The following is a 16,436-nucleotide window of genomic DNA, read 5'->3' as shown; positions in this document are numbered from 1 at the left end:
AAAACATGGAAGGAAAGAAGTTTGCGAAAGAAAACGTTCTTAATGCAATGAGCATTGGCGGGATAGCATCTTGTTTGGAAGACACAGGCGGTTTAACAAAAGGAAAATCACAAGAACCTGCCCCCTCTCCATCCGTAAAAAAGGTTAAAACCAATTGCAGAGCATGTATTCAAAACTGTGGGGTTATTGCTCATGTGAAAAATGGGCGAGTTGTTAAGCTGGAAGGAAATCCTGAAGATCCTATGAGCAAAGGCAGAATGTGTGCTAAAGGACTTGCCGGTATCCAAGCACTTTATCATCCTAATCGCAATAAATACCCAATGATGAGGGTAGGTAAGCGTGGTGAAAACAAGTGGAAGCGAATTTCTTGGGATGAGGCTTTAGATACCATTGCAGAAAAGCTGATGGAAACCCGGGAAAAGTATGGCGCAGAAACAGTATTCTGTTCTACCGGTGGCGGAGGCAATCCTGAGATTTGGAGTATTGCCAGATTCTGCAATATATTCGGTACACCAAACTGGTTTGAACCAGGATGTGCTCAGTGTTATCTCCCCCGTGTACTGTCTTATACCATGATGTATGGTGGCGATGATCCAAGTATTGCAGATTCCAATGCCCTGGAAATCTACTATCCAGAGGATACTCCGATGAAAACCCTGGTTTTATGGGGAACAGCCCCTGCTTATTCCTGTCCTGCAACCGGTGGCGGTGCTGTTACGGATTTGCGCAGCAAAGGTGTAAATACCGTTGTCGTTGACCCACGCTTTACCATCGATGCAGCAAAGGCAGACGTTTGGTTACCAATCCGGCCAGGAACTGATGTTGCACTACTTTTTGCCTGGATCCGCTACATCATGGAGCAAAAGCTCTACGATCATGAGTTTGTTATGAAATGGACCAATTTACCCTATCTAGTAAATGTCAAAACTAAAATGCTATTACGAGCTGAATCCAGTGATAACCCCGATATCCCAGATACGTTTATGGTGTGGGATGCAAACACCAACGCAATACAGCCTATGGAGTATCCATGGAATGATGCGCTTGATCCTGTATTAGAGGGCAGCTTCGTTGTAGATGGGGTTGAGTATAAAACAGGTTTCCAATTATTAAAAGAAAGAGTAGAAGCTTATACGATTCAAAAGGCCGCAGAGATTTGCTGTCTTGATGCCGAAAAAATTGAGAAAGCAATTAAGCTGTATGCACAAAATACACCAAGTGGGATTGCCCTAGGGGTAGCCACTGACCAGAATCCCAATTCGGTACAGGCAGCCATGTCTTCTGCTATTATTGACATGCTGATGGGAAATGTTGAAAAACCAGGGGTATTACTGCAACGTTTTCGAAAAAGCGGTGTCTTCGATATGCCATTTTATCCTGTGCCTATTGCTGCCGACAGGCTTCCTCAGGAACAGCTAAAAAAACGTCTCGGTGGCAATGAATACAAGGGCCTCGGCATCTGGTACGCAGGACATCCTACTAGTGTTCTGGAGGCAATCCTTACAGGACAGCCATATAAGCCAAGGGTGTGGATAGAACGCTCCGGTAACAAGCTTGGTGCTGTTGCTAATAGCCAGAAGTGGGCAGATGCCATAGAAGAGCTTGATTTCATCGTACATATGCATATGTATCCCACATCTTTTTCCGCTTTTGCCGACATCCTGCTTCCTACGCAAGAATGGCTAGAAACAGATATGATGGTTGAAATTTGCAATAAGCTCTTCGCAAGGCAAGGTGTGGCGCATCTTTGGGAAACAGTGGATGAAACAGTGATCTGGTCAATGTTAGCAAAACGATGCGGTGAACTTGGGCATGAGGCCTGCCAAAAAGCCTTCGATGCGGAATATATGGGCAAGGATCTTGCCTATTGGGACTCGGTGGGTGAGCTTTTTGATCACTTTTTAAACAGAGTTGACCTTACATGGGAAAAGCTAAAGGAAATAACACCCTATGAATTTATGTCGAAGGATGAATGGAAAACCTACTATGTTTACAAGGAAACAAATCCAAAGACAGGCTTGCCGGCAGGATTCCCTACACCTTCTAAAAAGTGTGAGCTTTACCTTGAAAGTATGATTACCTTGTCAAGAACAGGACGCCCTTTTAGTCCCTGCGACTTGCCTCCTGCATCCAAGGATTACGACCCGCTGCCCTATTATTTAGAACCACATGAAGGTCCGGTGAGTGACAGTGAACTTGCCAAAGAATACCCATTGATCATGACCAACGGAAGAATCCCCTTTTACCATCATAACACCTTGAGAAACATCCCGTTGCTAAGGGAAATTTATCCTGTACCGGAGCTTTGGATCCATCCGAAAGCTGCTGAAACCTATGGTATTTCGGAGGGGGATTGGGTATGGGTGGAGTCAAAGCGCGGTAAGATTAGAGCATTGGCTTCGGTAACAGAAGGAATCAATCCAGGAACGGTATATATGGAGCGGTTTTGGAATCCTGAAACTTTGAATACGGAGACTCAGGGCTGGAAAGAAATGAATGTCAATATGCTCACAAAAGAAGATGCTCCCTTCAATGATGTGGTGGGAACCTATACTTTAAGGGGCTTCCTTGTAAAGGTTTCAAAAGCTGACGCCCCACCAGAGGGGATCTGGACAAAACCAGAGGATTTCAAGCAATGGCTGCCGCGACCAGTTGATTCTACAGAGGAGGTGAAGGTAAAATGATGGCACAATATTGTTTTGTGGTTGATTTAGATCGTTGTATCGGATGTAAAGGGTGTCATGTTGCCTGCAAAGTGGAAAATGACGTTGCATTGGGTTCCAACAGAATTATGGTCCGCCAAGTAGGCCCCACCGGGGTATATCCGGATTTAGAGATGTACTATATGCCTTCAATGTGTCAGCAATGTGAAAGCCCGGCCTGCGTTGAGGTATGTCCTACAGGAGCCTGTTTTAAGAACAGTGGTGACGGTGTTGTCTTGATTGATCAGGAACATTGTATTGGCTGTCTAGCATGTAAAAATGTCTGTCCTTATGAGGCAAACACTTTTAAAAAAGAAATGAGAGTCATGGAAAAATGCACCTTGTGTGACCACCTAAGAAAAATAGGTGAAAAACCTGCATGTGTGAAAAACTGCCCCGGAAGGGCACTGATGGTTGGGGATATCAATGATCCAAACAGTGAAATCTCTATAAAACTAAAAGAAGCTGGAAGTGAAAATGTTCACAGCCTTAAGGATTTCGGACACAGTCCTTCTGTCCGTTATATTTTGCGGAAAGCCCAATGGCAGGATGTACTTCCCCAGGAATGTGAGACGCTGAGGGGTAGAAAGGAAGGTGGAAGATAAATGGATACTAAGCTTATGAAAACCAGAGAAGAACTGTACCGTTTTTTGAGTAGAGTATATCTGCGAGAAATTGATCAGGACTTTTTTGATCAGATGAAAGGCTTCACTTTTCCCAAGGACTGTTGTGAAACGGAGTTGGGTGCAGGTTATCAACTACTAAAGGAGTACCTTGAAACCTGTGGCAGTGATGCGGTAATCGATTTAGCGGTGGACTATGCAAAAGTATTTTTATCGGCAGGAATATCCCAAGGCTCCTCTGCATTCCCCTATGAATCCGTGTACACAAGCCCAGAAAGAATTGTTATGCAGGATGCTTGGGACCAAGTCTGCAGTGTTTATGCATCAAATGGCATCGTTAAAGGAAAGGTTAATTCAGATATTTTGGAGGATCATATTGCTTTAGAACTTGAATTTATGGGTTTTTTATGCAGTGAGGCGCAAAAAGATCCTGGGAACATCAGTTGGCTCAAAAAGCAACAGGATTTTTTAGAGCAGCATTTGTTAAACTGGGTCCCTGAGTTTTGCCAGCAAATAGATCAATTTGCCGATACTTTGTTTTACAAAGCAATTGCAAAAATCACTCATGGATATTTAAAACTAGAGAAATCTATCCTCAGCAGCGGTTTTGAAACTCTTGAAAGTGATACCGACAATTCTTTACAGTGCTATGTAAGTTGGGAAAAAATGAACACCATTCTAGATGAACTAAAAAAAGAATATAGGGTCTATGCTCCGAAACGTTTTGAAAAGCGTGGGTTCAAGAAGGATACAGACTTAATTCGTTATGGGGAAATTAGTAGGGTAGAAGAAATCGTGCATGATGTACAGTCTGACTTTTCACCGAAGGAAGTTTTTTATCCCATTACTCAGGCAATGATTTATTTTAAAGATAATAACTGTGAAGAAAGCTCTATTGATGATACAAAAGGGATGATTATATTTGCCCGTCCTTGTGATATTAACGCCATAAAAAGATTGGACAATATTTTTATGCAAAATGGCGATAATACAGACATCTATTACAAGAGACTACGTGATAAAGTTAAGCTATTCATGCTGGAATGTCGAGAAGGATGGGATGACTGTTTCTGTGTTTCCATGGGCTCCAACGAGACTGATAATTACAGTGTGGCAGCAAGGTTTAAGGAAAATGGCTTACTGCTAGCAGTAAAAGATGAAACCTTTAAAAAATATTTTGCCAAAGAAACAGCAAGCGACTTTATACCAGAGTTTGTTCAATCTAATACTAAAAGTGTAGTATTGCCAAAAATTGAAAATCGTGAACAGTTGAAAGCAGCCTGTGATCTTGATTTTTGGAAGCAGTACGATGAACAGTGCATCGGTTGCGGCGGCTGTAATACAGTCTGCGGCACTTGTAGCTGCTTTGATACGGTAGATGTTATCTATAGCGAAACCAGCAGCAGCAGTGATGGTGAACGAAGAAGGGTCTGGTCACCCTGTATGCTGGATACCTTTACCCTGACAGCGGGAGGACACAGATCCCGACAAACACCGGGGGAAAATATGAGATTTAAGACATTACACAAGATCTATGATTATAATCTTCGTTTTAATGAAAATGAACATATGTGTGTGGGATGTGGACGATGCGATAAACGATGCTTCAAGGATATTTCATTCTTTGATGCTATCAATCAACTCAGTAAAGAACTAGAAGTAGTAAAGACAGAAAAAGATACAATGAGGGGGGAGTAAATCATGCACAACGCTATGATACCAGAACCTTATAAAATTTTGAGTATTATCAATGAAACCAAAGCAGAGCATACATTTCGAGTAGCATGTGATGCAGAAACTAAACATGGACAGTTTTTCATGCTTTCTATTCCTAAAGTAGGTGAAGCGCCAATATCCGTTAGTGGAAAGGGTCCTGGTTTTGTTGAATTTACGATTAGAAAAGTTGGTAAGCTTACTGAAGGTGTATTTGGTCTGAATCCAGGGAATACACTGTTCATGAGAGGTCCCTATGGAAATTCATTTCCTGTAGAAAAGTATGAGAATAAAGATTTAGTGATTATCACCGGCGGTACTGGTTTGGCACCGGTTAAAACACTTATTAACCATTTTTATGACCACCCCGAAGTATGTAAATCTGTGAATCTTATTGCAGGTTTTAAAGACATAGACAGTGTTTTATTTGAAGAGGAAATCGAAAAATTTAAATCTAAGTTTAATGTGATTTGTACTTTAGATGATTCTACAGCACCTGGCTTTGAAAGAGGACTGGTCACCGCTCACATTGATAAGATTCCCTTTAATACCTTTAAAGATTACAACGTAGTTGTCGTAGGTCCTGAAATAATGATGCACTTTGCAACGAAGGCTTTACTGGCAAATGGTGTGGATGAATCTCAAATATGGGTATCCATCGAAAGAAAAATGTCCTGTGCTGTGGGTAAGTGCGGCCACTGTAAGATCAATGAAACCTATGTTTGCACTGATGGTCCAGTATTTAATTACACAAAGGCAAAGGATTTGGTAGACTAGGAATCTATATAACGCTTCAAGAATTTAAGGCCGCTGCACTAAGAACTATAAGGCTCCTTGTGCAGCGGCTATCTTTTTTGAGAATTCCTATAGCTTTTAATTGTATATAGCTATAATGGTCTTCTTTCTTTTAATACATCCCCAAACTTTTCTTTTATATCACCTTTTATATGTCTATTATAGGCGTTAACTTAGTACAATTATTACCAAAATTCTCTTGAACTGTCATCCTGAGGGTAGCGAAGGATCTTGGAGTAGCCAAGAATTTTACTAACACTAAGATCCTTCGACTCCGCTTTGCTCCACTCAGGATGACAAATTATGGCTTAAGTTAACGCTAATGATATATCTATTTAACTGGGGGATAGATTACCTTAAATATTGTACACCTCTCCCTCTAATTTGCAGCATTAAAGCAGCTTCTCCATGACCTGGGTAAATCATGGTATTCTCTGGCCATTTGGAAACCTTGTTTGTAATACTCCTTTTAAGACTTTCTTCACTGCCACCCTCTAGATCTGTTCTACCTAAATCATCACTAAAAATCGTATCGCCTGTAAAGATGATATTACTATCTTTTACTTTAAGACAAATCCCTCCCGGAGTATGGCCTGGGGTGTGAATCACCTCCAATACTATTGTGCCGATGAAAATGGTGTCTCCATCCGACAAAAGCTTATCTGGTGTTACGGATACAGGTGTTCTTCCATCTAGGTTAGAGCGGTTTATTTCAGGTTTTTGCAACCCCTCCACCTCCTTTTTATGGGCATAGACAGGGCAGTGGTATTTTCTCTTCAGTCCTTCTACCCCGCCTATGTGATCATAATGATAATGGGTCAAAAGAATCCCTTGAGGCTTTAGTGCATGTTTATCAATATACTGAATCAGTACTTTTTCCTCATCCCCTGGGTCAATAATGAGGGCCTCTAAGGTATTTTTATCATAAATAATGTAACAGTTGGTTTCGTTCATACCTACAACAAATTTTTTTACCTCCATAAAAAATCTCTCCTTACTTAAAATCAATAAGTTTTCTTACTATTATACTACTTTTACACAAAAAACATAAAGGTAAAACCTGATTTTTATCAAGTTTTACCTTTGTATTTTTAAATCTAGTAATTTGTATTATTTTGCTACACTTTCCCTTGCAGCAGTTTTATTGGCAATGAAGATGGCCACCATCACAGCAGTAATACCACCTACTAGTTTACCTACCACCATTGGGAAAATCATGTCTTGGTTTACACCAGCAGTAAAACCAAGATGATCACCTAAAACAAAGGAAGCGCTCACTGCAAAGGCAACATTGATGATTTTTCCACGATGGTCCATATCCTTCATAAGCCCAAACATAGGAATATTATTGGCCAAAGTAGCTACCATACCTGCAGCCGCAACATCCCCCATTCCCAATAGCTTACCTAGCTTCATAAGGGGCTTATTAAATACTTTCGTTACAAAATGAACCATTGGAAAAGCTCCTGCCAACATAATGGCAATTTCTCCTACGATTTCAATTCCCTCAGACACTGGCGCCATACCGGGAATAATTACAATTCCGGTTAGGGTTTCTACGATAATGGCCGCTAACCCTATTGTAATCACCACCACAACACCTTTACCAAAAATTGTGAATCCCTTAATCATTTTCTCAGGTATTTTCCATAATCCAAGAGAAAGCAATAAAGATACTAGGATAATCGGTACTAAATTACTTAAAATCATTGCAATATCGAATCCAGCCACGATTCCACCCACAAAGGAGCCGATGGGTATCGTAATCATCCCTGCTAAAACCCCTGTTGCTAAATATTTATGATCTTCCTTCTCAATAATACCTAAAGCTACTGGTATGGTAAAAACAATAGTTGGCCCCATCATAGCTCCTAAGATTAGTCCAGCAAATAATCCTGCTTCTTGGCTTTGTGCTAACTGCATCGCCAAAGGATATCCACCCATATCATTGGCTAATAATGTGGTTGCAAACATCGAAGGGTCTGCACCTAAAAATGTATACACCGGCACAACGATAGGCTCCAAAATTGTAGCCAGTACTGGGGCTAAGGATACAACCCCTACCATTGCCACAGCGAGAGACCCCATTGCAATGATCCCTTCGTCAAACTTTTCTCCTAAACCATATTTATTACCTATAATTTTATCTAAAGCACCCAGTACCATGAAGGCTACCATAATATAAACAATGATTTCATTAATATTCATAAACACACCTCTTCCTTTGAATTTTTAGCAAATCCCTTTGTATTTCAACAAGAAGATCTTTACTTCTACTACAGTAACTTTTCGAACAACTCTTTTCGCGGAGATGGGATGACACTTTTTTCTACCATCATGCCTCTTTCTTTTCCGATGGCTGCTCCAACCTCCACTGCTTCTTGGACAGAACTGACATCTCCGCATAGTGTGATAAAGGACTTACCTCCTATAGAAAGACCTAAGCGGATCTCAATAAGGGTGACAGCAGCGGCCTTGGCAGCAGCATCCGCCGCTACAATGGAGGTAGCAATATTAAAAAATTCCAATACACCAATAGCATTTACCTCTTGGACAGTATTTGTACCATGAATGGCATCAATTAGCTGAGGATGTATACTTGGTAAAATTAAATGATCAACAACATAAGCGCCGCCTATTTCCTTGCCTGCATCCATGGCGGCTTCAACAGCTCCCACATCCCCACATATGAGTATAATGTATTTACCTGGACATACAGAATGTGCTTTTAATAACTGTACATCCGCTGCCTTTATCATGGTATCCCCTGTTTCTACGCCTCTAGCAATACTATTTAGCTCTATTAATCCTATACTTCTTATCATTGCATTCCCACCTTCTCTCCAGCCTCAATCCAAATAAATTCATGGTTTACTTCTTTAATCACACCCTGTATACTAGCATGGATCTTGGCTCCTAAATCCTTCTCTTCTACCTTTGCAATCAGTTGACCTTCTTCCACGACACTTCCAACCTCTACAATAGGCATTGCTGTTTTACCAATATGCTGTCTCAGTGGTATTTTTACTTCTTCAGCTTCTATACAAGCATATCCCTCCTGAATCTTACCAGAATACCTGTGAAGGTCTAGTCTTGACAACAGTCTTTCTGCTGGTACCTTTCTATATTCCCTCATGCCATGGACTTCACTTTGTGCAGGTGAATTTGAATACTTTATCCCTTCCTTCCCAAGGAGGTTTTTAATCTCTCCGTTGATGCTTTTAGGAGAAAGCCCCATGGGACAAGCATAAATCTGGCACACACCGCACTCACAACATAAAAGAGCTTCTTTTAATATCTCATGTTGCTGTCTATCTACCGACAAGCTTCTCATAATTCGATGGGGGCGCAATGGATGACCAATCAGGTTTCTCGGGCACAAATCTGTACAAAAAGAGCATTGGATACAAGCAGACCGACTTCTGTTAATCATTTGTGCCAAATCCTGTTGCTTGTTTTTGAAAAGAAAATGGTCCTGAGGCAGCAGGATCATTGCCCCTGTTGTTTTTGTCACCACTTCTTGACTTAGCTGACTTTTGTCTATAATCCTGCCCATCATAGGGCCCCCTAGGATAATACCATAATCCTGTATCGTTGCTGCACCGGCTGCTTCAATACATTTATCAAGAGAAGTACCGATAGGTGCATAAATGATAGAGGGATTTTTCACCTCCCCTAAGACTGTAACAAATTTGTGGGTGACAGGTTTTTCATGGAGGGCTTCATAGATATTTACCACTGTGCCTACATTGCACACCACAACCCCTACATCCTTTGGGATGCCTCCAGGGGGAATCTGCCTCTGGGTCAGCTCGTATACCAATACTTGCTCATCTCCTGCGGGATAAAAGTTATTAAGGAAACAAAGCTCTACCCTTGAATTTAAAGTCTCGATGGCTTTTGTAAGGGCTTGTACTTCCCTGGTGTTTTTCTTTTTTACACCAATTATAACTTTTTTTGCTTGAATTTGATCCGCTATAATCCCTAACGTTTCAATGATTTCATGGCTTTTATACCGTATTAAAAATTTATCGGTTTCTAGTAAAGGTTCACATTCCACTGCATTGATTAACAAATATTCTGCTACACCCTTCAGCTTAATATGGGTTGGAAAGCCAGCCCCGCCAGCCCCAACAACGCCGGCTTGAAATATTTTTTCTAAAATATTCATTTTACCTCCCCTTGCTAACTGTTATTTTGCAATGTAACTTCCACTTCATCTATGATACCCACTACTGTCGCATCCACAGCTGCATCCTCTCTTTGAAGAACCTTCCTAGCTGAGCTTCCCTTTACCACCAGTACTTGATCTCCAATGCCAGCACCTACACTGTCTATAGCTACAAAAGGTTCTTTCGTTTGATTTCTACCATAATCTATAGTTTCAACCACTAGAAGTTTTAGTCCATTTAAGCTTTCATCCTTTCGAGTGGCCCATACATTACCGATTACTCTGCCAATAATCAATTTGATCTTCCTTCCTCATTACACTCTAATGACTTGTATTTTCTTCATTCGTATATAATCCTTTGCCATGGGGGTAATGATTGCCTTTTGTCTTATACAAAGCCTGCTATTTGGGTGACAGTCCATTTCCTTTAAAATTTTCTCAGTGATTACTTTATTATCTATTGAAGTTTCCTCTGTTGTTTTTTCTTGCATTATTGGTGAGATAGGCTGTTGTGGCTGCTGCTGAGAGGGAGAAAGAATTTCTTCTAGTGTTCCTATTTTCACCCCAAAATCTTGCAGTTTTTTTTCATAATCTATGTACATCTGATAAAAATAGGGTTGACTGCTTTTCTCAAAACTTCGATGCTCCATTCCGTCACTTAAAACAAAAACCTCTTTTCCATGCAATAAGCTTCGAATAACCTTTTTAGAAATTTCATCCCCCTCAACACCCATAGCAATATGGGCTAAGCTGCTTAAGGGCAGGATAGGCAGAATAATATAATCCATCTGCTTTATTTCATCTTCAGTACACTCCTCTAAAAATACACATGCAATCCCCATCTCCTCTAGATAGGTTATATACTGTTGATTGACTTGTTCTTTAGAGAAAAGTACCCAGGCTTTCTTCGTGAACTGTAGTTCTTCACTAGTTTGCCTTTCTCTTTGCCCTTCTCGAAGCTGCTTCAACACTTCTTCCGTTATTTTTTGAACCAATGCTTCCATCTCCATTGAATCACCCCCTATTTTTTACAATAAGCATTATTCCCTATTACTTTATGATTTCTCCTGTCATTCCTGGTTGATAGGCAGCGGCATTTCCTTCGTCGTGGTCAATATGCATACTAAGTCGATATTTTTCGCTCACCCTTATCAAAACATCTTCTAAAACAACGGGTCGTTGACTCTTAATTCTCACCTTCACCTGCTGACCGTCCTCTACACCAAAGACTTTGGCATTCTCAGGAGTCATATGAATATGTCGCTTTGCGATCATAACTCCTTTGTCTATATTGACTACCCTGCGACCTGCAACAATCATAACACCTTCTGTATCTTCTAAGTTACCTGACTCCCTTAAGGGAGGGCTAATTCCCAGAGTTCTAGCATCTGTGTAGGATATTTCTACCTGTGTATCTTTTCTAACAGGCCCTAAGATAGCTACATTGCTGATGGAACCCTTAGGTCCCATCAGGGTTATACGTTTATCATACTGAAATTGTCCTGGCTGAGATAGTTCTTTTAAAATAGCTAGCTGCGCCTCATCGCCAAATAGGGCGGTCATATGCTCTTTACTTAAATGAACATGTCTAGCAGAAACTTCCACTGGAATTTCCGTTGAAGTTTGTTGGTATCCTTCTATATTCTGCATGACCTTTTCTACAATTTGTTTGATCAATTCTTCCTGCATCCTCTGCACCCCCTACTTGTAGTGACCACCTTGCCACCGGCACATCATAATGTACAAACAACTGCTTAATCGGTTAAGTGCTTGAAGAATATCATTTCTTTTTATCTCTCCGTTTTCTCCCGTAAAGGCCTTCACTCCGACGATTTCTACTTCTCTAGCAGCACTTCTTAAAGTATTTAATTTTATCAGCACTGCCCCCATAGAATACTCCGGCAGAAGATGGCTTACATCAAAGAACTTTTCTGGATGATGGGATATTTTTCTTAGCTCTTCCTCACCCAATCCCAGTATTTTGCATTCACCAAAGGGTTCCTCCAGCACTTCTGCCCTTAAGATATTTCTAACAAAGACAAGTACCTCTCCTAAATCATCTAAGAGTTTTTTCTCTTTAAGGCTATCTAAAAACACCTGCACCTCGAGGATTTCAGCCTGAAAACTATCCAGTTTTCCCCTTAAGCGAATTCTAGGATGATCTTTGTTGACGAGGAAATTCCCGTGAAGCTGTGTCATATGTTCAGGCTTCTTTTCAAAAAATCCTCCATGGTAATAACACTTATACTTAGGGGGAACTTGATCTTTTCTTTCTTGCTTTGTTTCCACATCTGCATCCCCTTCTTCAATGATCAATGCAATTTTCTTTTCTTTCAAATATTCTCTTGCTGAAGGGGTTACTAATACCCTTGAACTGACGGAATAGGTTTCGGGAAACTTGTTTTTGAATGCCATTCGAAGTCCTGCTTCTGTTAAAACCTTCATAGGCTTCCTCCCTTTCATCAATGAAAACCTCTCAGATCAAAGTTTTGATCCAAGAGGAATTTGCATTTATTCTTTTACTTGTGGAAGGATGACTTCTACTTCGCTATGAGGTCTTGGAATAACATGTACAGAAACCAATTCTCCAACTCTTTCTGCAGCAGCTGCACCAGCATCTGTGGCAGCTTTAACCGCACCAACATCCCCTCTTACCATCACAGTTACTAGACCGCCGCCAATTTGCTCCTTACCTAACAAGGTGACATTTGCCGCCTTTACCATTGCATCTGCTGCCTCAATTGCACCTACTAATCCTTTTGTTTCAATCATTCCTAACGCATTTAGAGTTGCCATTTAAAATTCCTCCTTTAGATTAATTATTTTTTTGTTTCAAACTTTGGATTACTAACTGAGCGATTGCTTCAATATCTATATTACTTAATTCCTCTGTCTCTTTTGTTTCTTTGCACGCCTCTATGCCATAAGCCATTCTTCGGATATTAATCAAATGCATCGGTCCTACATTATCTGATGTAGCACTTCCACCAATAGCTCCACAACCTAAGGTAAAGGATGGTGCAAGGTTTGTACTTAGACCGATGGCCCCTTGCGTTGATGGGGTATTTACTAAAAACCTAGAAACCGGTTTTTTTAGAGCAAATTCTCTAATGATGGTTTCATCCTGAGAATGAATCACCAGGGTATGCCCTAACCCGCCATTTTCTAATAAGCAATAGCACAGTTCACAAGCTTCTTGCCAGTCTTCAACTGTATAAAAGGCCAAGAGTGCGGTAAGTTTTTCCTTGGAGAAGGGAATATGCTTTCCAACCCTCTTTTCTTCACAAAGTAGGATCTTTGTCTCCTTTGGAATTTCGATTCCTGCTATTTTTGCAATATCCTGAGCAGACCGTCCTACAATTTTGGGATTCATTCCTCCTGTAGCTGTCTCCATCACAGCTATTACCTTTGCCAACTGTTCTCCGACTAAAAAATAACCTCCCTGACGCTTTACTTCTTCCTTCACTTTTTCAGCAATACACGCCTCTGTTACAATGGCCTGCTCTGATGCACAGACGGTTCCATGATCGAAGGTTTTGCTTGAAAAAATTTTTTCGATTGCTTCATGTACATTGGCACTTCTTTCAATAAAAGCAGGAACATTACCAGGTCCCACCCCTAAGGCTGGTGTTCCTGAACTGTAGGCTGCCTTTACCATACCAGAACCTCCAGTGGCTAGAATCAAGTCTACATCCTTACGTTTCATAAGCTCATTGGTTCCCTCTAGGGTTGGTATGGTCATACAATGAATTAATCCTTCTGGTGCTCCTGCCTCTACAGCAGCTTTATTTAAAATCTCCACTGTCTTTAAAATGCTTTTTAAGGCATTTGGATGGGGACTGAAAATAATAGCGTTCCCAGATTTTAATGCAATGAGTGTTTTATAAATCACGGTAGAAGTTGGATTGGTAGAGGGAATTAAGGCAGCAATGATACCAACCGGTGTCCCAATTTCTACTATCCTTTTTTCTTGATCCTCATGAATGATTCCAATGGTTTTCATCTCTTTAATATGATCGTATACAGCTTTGCTGGCAATTTCGTTTTTAATTTTCTTATCTTGCCATTTACCAAATCCTGTTTCTTCAGAAGCCAGCTGTCCAAGAAACTCTGCTTGAGGATAAGCGGCTTCCTTCATGGCATAGACAATCTGATCAATGGACTCTTGACTAAATTTAGCAAATTCCTGCTGAGCTTTATTGGCTTTTGCCACCATGTTTCTTACCTCTTGAATGGATACCAAATCTTTATCCAGCAAATTCACTTATCTCACCTCCATCTTCAAATAATTTAATATAGCATCTACCAGCTCTGCTTTGTTGGCAAATTTGATTTTTTGTGCTTCCATAGAAAAATCTGTTAATCCCCTAGCAACTTTTCTCAGATCCACCACCTTCATTCTATAGAGATCTTTTTTGGACATAATCTTCATCTCTTTCCCATGAAGATGGATCACCGAATCCTTCGGCTCTTTTTGTACCCTTTCTTCCTCTACTACCTCTATGGCTGCTTGATTGCCGGGAGAAAATTCTTGAAACAAAAGTTTTAGCTGGATATCTGGTCTTGAAATCACATGTTGAGAAATCACAGAACCTACTGTTGCTGCAGCAGCGCTTGCTGCTTCAATTGCCGCCTGAACAGCTGCCACATCTCCCTCTATCATCATCGTCACTAAACCGCCGCCGACAGTTTTAAAGTCTTTTAGTGTGACATTTGCTGTCTTTAAAGCAGTGTCTAAGGCTGTGATTGCTGCCGTATAACCATAGGTTTCTAATAGTCCCAGTGCATTATAGCGCATCATAAACTCAACTCACTTTAATAATTTGTAGGGTTATCTGCCACAAACTTTACAGCTTCCGCAAAAGCATCACATGCTGCCTTGCATGCAGATTGGCTTCCTGTTAATAACCCACCGCCAAAGTTGGTTTCAGTAGGAGGACCATAGAAGCATACCATGCGAACATCTGCTGCCTTCATAGCGGCATCTAAGGCATATAGTGCCTCCAAAGGTGGTGCTATGACATAAGCTAAAGCTTCTCCTTCTTTGATCCCTGCCACCTGCGATAAATAGGAACCTGTTCTGGAGATACAGTGGGCATAATATGCAATAGAATCGTCCTCATTTGCACTATAAAAACAAGCATCATTTTCAATAAATTCAGTGACAGCATCCACACCACTTCTTACTTCAGCAGGATTCGGTGCAGAGATAATGCCTATGAACTCTCCTGCCAGTTTTGTATTGGCATTGGCGGCACCTCCATAGAAGGATTTTGCATAAGCCACCTTGACATCTGCTTTTTTCGTAGCTTCGTCCAGAGCTGTATAAGCTACGTCATCACTATCGGCAGTAATGATTCCTATACTTCTATGTCCCTGCTCCAGCTTCAGTTCTCTTACCATATCAGAACTTAGATTAGGAATGATTTTTACGCTTAGGACAGAAGCACGCAGTGCATCATTTTTCATGTTCTTCACTCCATTCTTTATATTTACAGCTTTAGATCTAAGCCGCTTGCTTTTTGTTCTATCATTTCCTTAATAATATGAGCAATATGAGCTCCTGCTTCCGTGGCAGATGTGCCTCCCTTATGAATATTGGATATAACGGTTCTTCTGGATTCAGGCATACCCACCTTTGCACGATACGCCATATAACAACTCATACTTTCTCCAGTAGCTAACCCTGGCCGTTCACCAATTAATACTATCGTTACTTGAGCATCAAGGGCTTCTGAAACAACATCCATTGCTGGCACTCTCCCATGTTTTACGAAAAAGGGTGTTCCTGCCTTTAGCCCATAGTTCTCTAATCCCTGCATGATCGATGGCAAAATATCCTTAACATTCGCTTCGATAGCTGTTGAACTTAAACCATCAGAGACATAAATTTGTACTTGAGGATTTTTTACGCACCTTTCTTTAATGGTTGCTATTGCCTCTTCACTAAATTTTCTACCTAAATCAGGTCTTGTCACATACTCATCTTTATCACGGCATAGGGTGCTCACTGAAAACAGTTCCATTTCTTCTAAAAATTCCTCAGAGACATACGTAAAAACAGCATCCATAGCAACAGCATGATCCGCTCTAAATCTCAGTAATGTTTCTGTGCGATAACGGGGTCCTGCTCTCCAAATCCCCACCCGAGCAGGGGTACTTTCCTTCAGCCCTAAATAAACTTCCTTATTGGCTGGATCAGGTACTGCAAAGTAATCCTGCATTTTTATCTCTGTCAAATCTTTTAACTCTGTATTGTCTAAAGGTACTTCTGTTTCAACCTTTGTATCTGCGTTTTGTAGATCCTGCTCTTCAGCGACTTGTTGATTATCCATGGAGAGTTGCTGAATAATTTGTTGAACCATATCCTTAATTGCTTGTTCTGAAACCAATGAAATGCCCTCCTTTTTCTTTTTATCTAAATTTTTTACG

17 protein-coding genes are annotated in these 16,436 nt (G+C 40.8%); 4 read left to right on the top strand and 13 right to left on the bottom strand.

All coding sequences use genetic code 11. The annotated features are described in order from the left end of the window. The first annotated feature begins 5 nt into the window (after window positions 1-5). From CACET_RS02055 to asrB, 4 genes are read left to right on the top strand one after another with little or no spacing between them, the layout of a single operon-like run. A complete protein-coding gene (locus CACET_RS02055) occupies window positions 6-2,684 on the top strand; it encodes a molybdopterin-containing oxidoreductase family protein (RefSeq protein WP_044823193.1) in 2,679 nt (892 codons plus the stop codon). Further along, window positions 2,681-3,307 (top strand): 4Fe-4S dicluster domain-containing protein, encoded by a 627-nt coding sequence (locus tag CACET_RS02050; protein ID WP_242846869.1) that lies wholly within the window; start codon window positions 2,681-2,683, stop codon window positions 3,305-3,307. Before CACET_RS02055 ends, CACET_RS02050 begins: the two co-directional genes overlap by 4 nt. Continuing rightward, window positions 3,308-5,023, top strand: a complete 1,716-nt coding sequence (asrA, locus tag CACET_RS02045; RefSeq protein WP_082058085.1) for an anaerobic sulfite reductase subunit AsrA — start codon at window positions 3,308-3,310, stop codon at window positions 5,021-5,023. 3 nt (window positions 5,024-5,026) lie between these two features. Next, on the top strand, window positions 5,027-5,815 hold the full coding sequence (gene asrB / locus CACET_RS02040; protein WP_044823194.1) for an anaerobic sulfite reductase subunit AsrB: 789 nt from the start codon (window positions 5,027-5,029) through the stop codon (window positions 5,813-5,815). A 369-nt stretch (window positions 5,816-6,184) separates the two neighbouring features. Here the strand turns inward: asrB and CACET_RS02035 are convergent, their stop codons facing one another. From CACET_RS02035 to eutC, 13 genes are all read right to left on the bottom strand, one after another. Continuing rightward, window positions 6,185-6,814 carry an MBL fold metallo-hydrolase gene (locus tag CACET_RS02035; RefSeq protein ID WP_044823195.1) on the bottom strand — a complete coding sequence of 210 codons (630 nt, stop codon included), beginning with the start codon at window positions 6,812-6,814 and terminating at the stop codon, window positions 6,185-6,187. 129 nt (window positions 6,815-6,943) lie between these two features. Continuing rightward, window positions 6,944-8,041, bottom strand: a complete 1,098-nt coding sequence (gene eutH, locus CACET_RS02030) for an ethanolamine utilization protein EutH (protein ID WP_044823196.1) — start codon at window positions 8,039-8,041, stop codon at window positions 6,944-6,946. 68 nt (window positions 8,042-8,109) lie between these two features. Then, the gene (locus CACET_RS02025) at window positions 8,110-8,658 is read right to left on the bottom strand and encodes a BMC domain-containing protein (protein ID WP_044823197.1); all 549 of its coding nucleotides are present in this window, start codon (window positions 8,656-8,658) and stop codon (window positions 8,110-8,112) included. After that, complete coding sequence (locus CACET_RS02020; RefSeq protein ID WP_044823198.1) at window positions 8,655-10,004, bottom strand: 4Fe-4S dicluster domain-containing protein; 1,350 nt, start codon at window positions 10,002-10,004, stop codon at window positions 8,655-8,657. The genes CACET_RS02025 and CACET_RS02020 overlap by 4 nt, the downstream gene beginning before the upstream one ends. 14 nt (window positions 10,005-10,018) lie before the next feature. Beyond that, window positions 10,019-10,300 carry a EutN/CcmL family microcompartment protein gene (locus tag CACET_RS02015; RefSeq protein ID WP_044823199.1) on the bottom strand — a complete coding sequence of 94 codons (282 nt, stop codon included), beginning with the start codon at window positions 10,298-10,300 and terminating at the stop codon, window positions 10,019-10,021. 18 nt (window positions 10,301-10,318) lie between these two features. After that, window positions 10,319-11,014 (bottom strand): hypothetical protein, encoded by a 696-nt coding sequence (locus CACET_RS02010; RefSeq protein ID WP_044823200.1) that lies wholly within the window; start codon window positions 11,012-11,014, stop codon window positions 10,319-10,321. 40 nt (window positions 11,015-11,054) lie between these two features. Continuing rightward, on the bottom strand, window positions 11,055-11,693 hold the full coding sequence (gene pduL / locus CACET_RS02005) for a phosphate propanoyltransferase (protein ID WP_044823201.1): 639 nt from the start codon (window positions 11,691-11,693) through the stop codon (window positions 11,055-11,057). Between the two features lie 12 nt (window positions 11,694-11,705). Beyond that, complete coding sequence (locus tag CACET_RS02000; protein WP_044823202.1) at window positions 11,706-12,449, bottom strand: cobalamin adenosyltransferase; 744 nt, start codon at window positions 12,447-12,449, stop codon at window positions 11,706-11,708. Window positions 12,450-12,515: 66 nt separating this feature from the next. Continuing rightward, the gene (gene eutM / locus CACET_RS01995) at window positions 12,516-12,800 is read right to left on the bottom strand and encodes an ethanolamine utilization microcompartment protein EutM (protein WP_044823203.1); all 285 of its coding nucleotides are present in this window, start codon (window positions 12,798-12,800) and stop codon (window positions 12,516-12,518) included. A gap of 19 nt (window positions 12,801-12,819) precedes the next feature. Further along, the gene (locus CACET_RS01990) at window positions 12,820-14,268 is read right to left on the bottom strand and encodes an acetaldehyde dehydrogenase (acetylating) (RefSeq protein WP_052661212.1); all 1,449 of its coding nucleotides are present in this window, start codon (window positions 14,266-14,268) and stop codon (window positions 12,820-12,822) included. Beyond that, window positions 14,269-14,805: a BMC domain-containing protein gene (locus CACET_RS21055; protein WP_052661213.1), complete on the bottom strand. Its 537-nt coding sequence runs from the start codon at window positions 14,803-14,805 to the stop codon at window positions 14,269-14,271. 14 nt (window positions 14,806-14,819) lie between these two features. Further along, window positions 14,820-15,473: an ethanolamine utilization microcompartment protein EutL gene (gene eutL, locus CACET_RS01980; protein WP_044823204.1), complete on the bottom strand. Its 654-nt coding sequence runs from the start codon at window positions 15,471-15,473 to the stop codon at window positions 14,820-14,822. A gap of 23 nt (window positions 15,474-15,496) precedes the next feature. Further along, window positions 15,497-16,396, bottom strand: coding sequence for an ethanolamine ammonia-lyase subunit EutC (gene eutC / locus CACET_RS01975; protein ID WP_044823205.1), 900 nt, complete (start codon window positions 16,394-16,396; stop codon window positions 15,497-15,499). Window positions 16,397-16,436 lie beyond the last annotated feature (40 nt).

Source organism: Clostridium aceticum, assembly GCF_001042715.1.
In the GTDB taxonomy this organism is placed as follows: Bacteria; Bacillota; Clostridia; order Peptostreptococcales; family Natronincolaceae; genus Andreesenella; species Andreesenella acetica.
The sequence above is the reverse complement of the archived record's forward strand: the minus strand, read 5'-3'. Positions and strand labels throughout refer to the sequence as shown.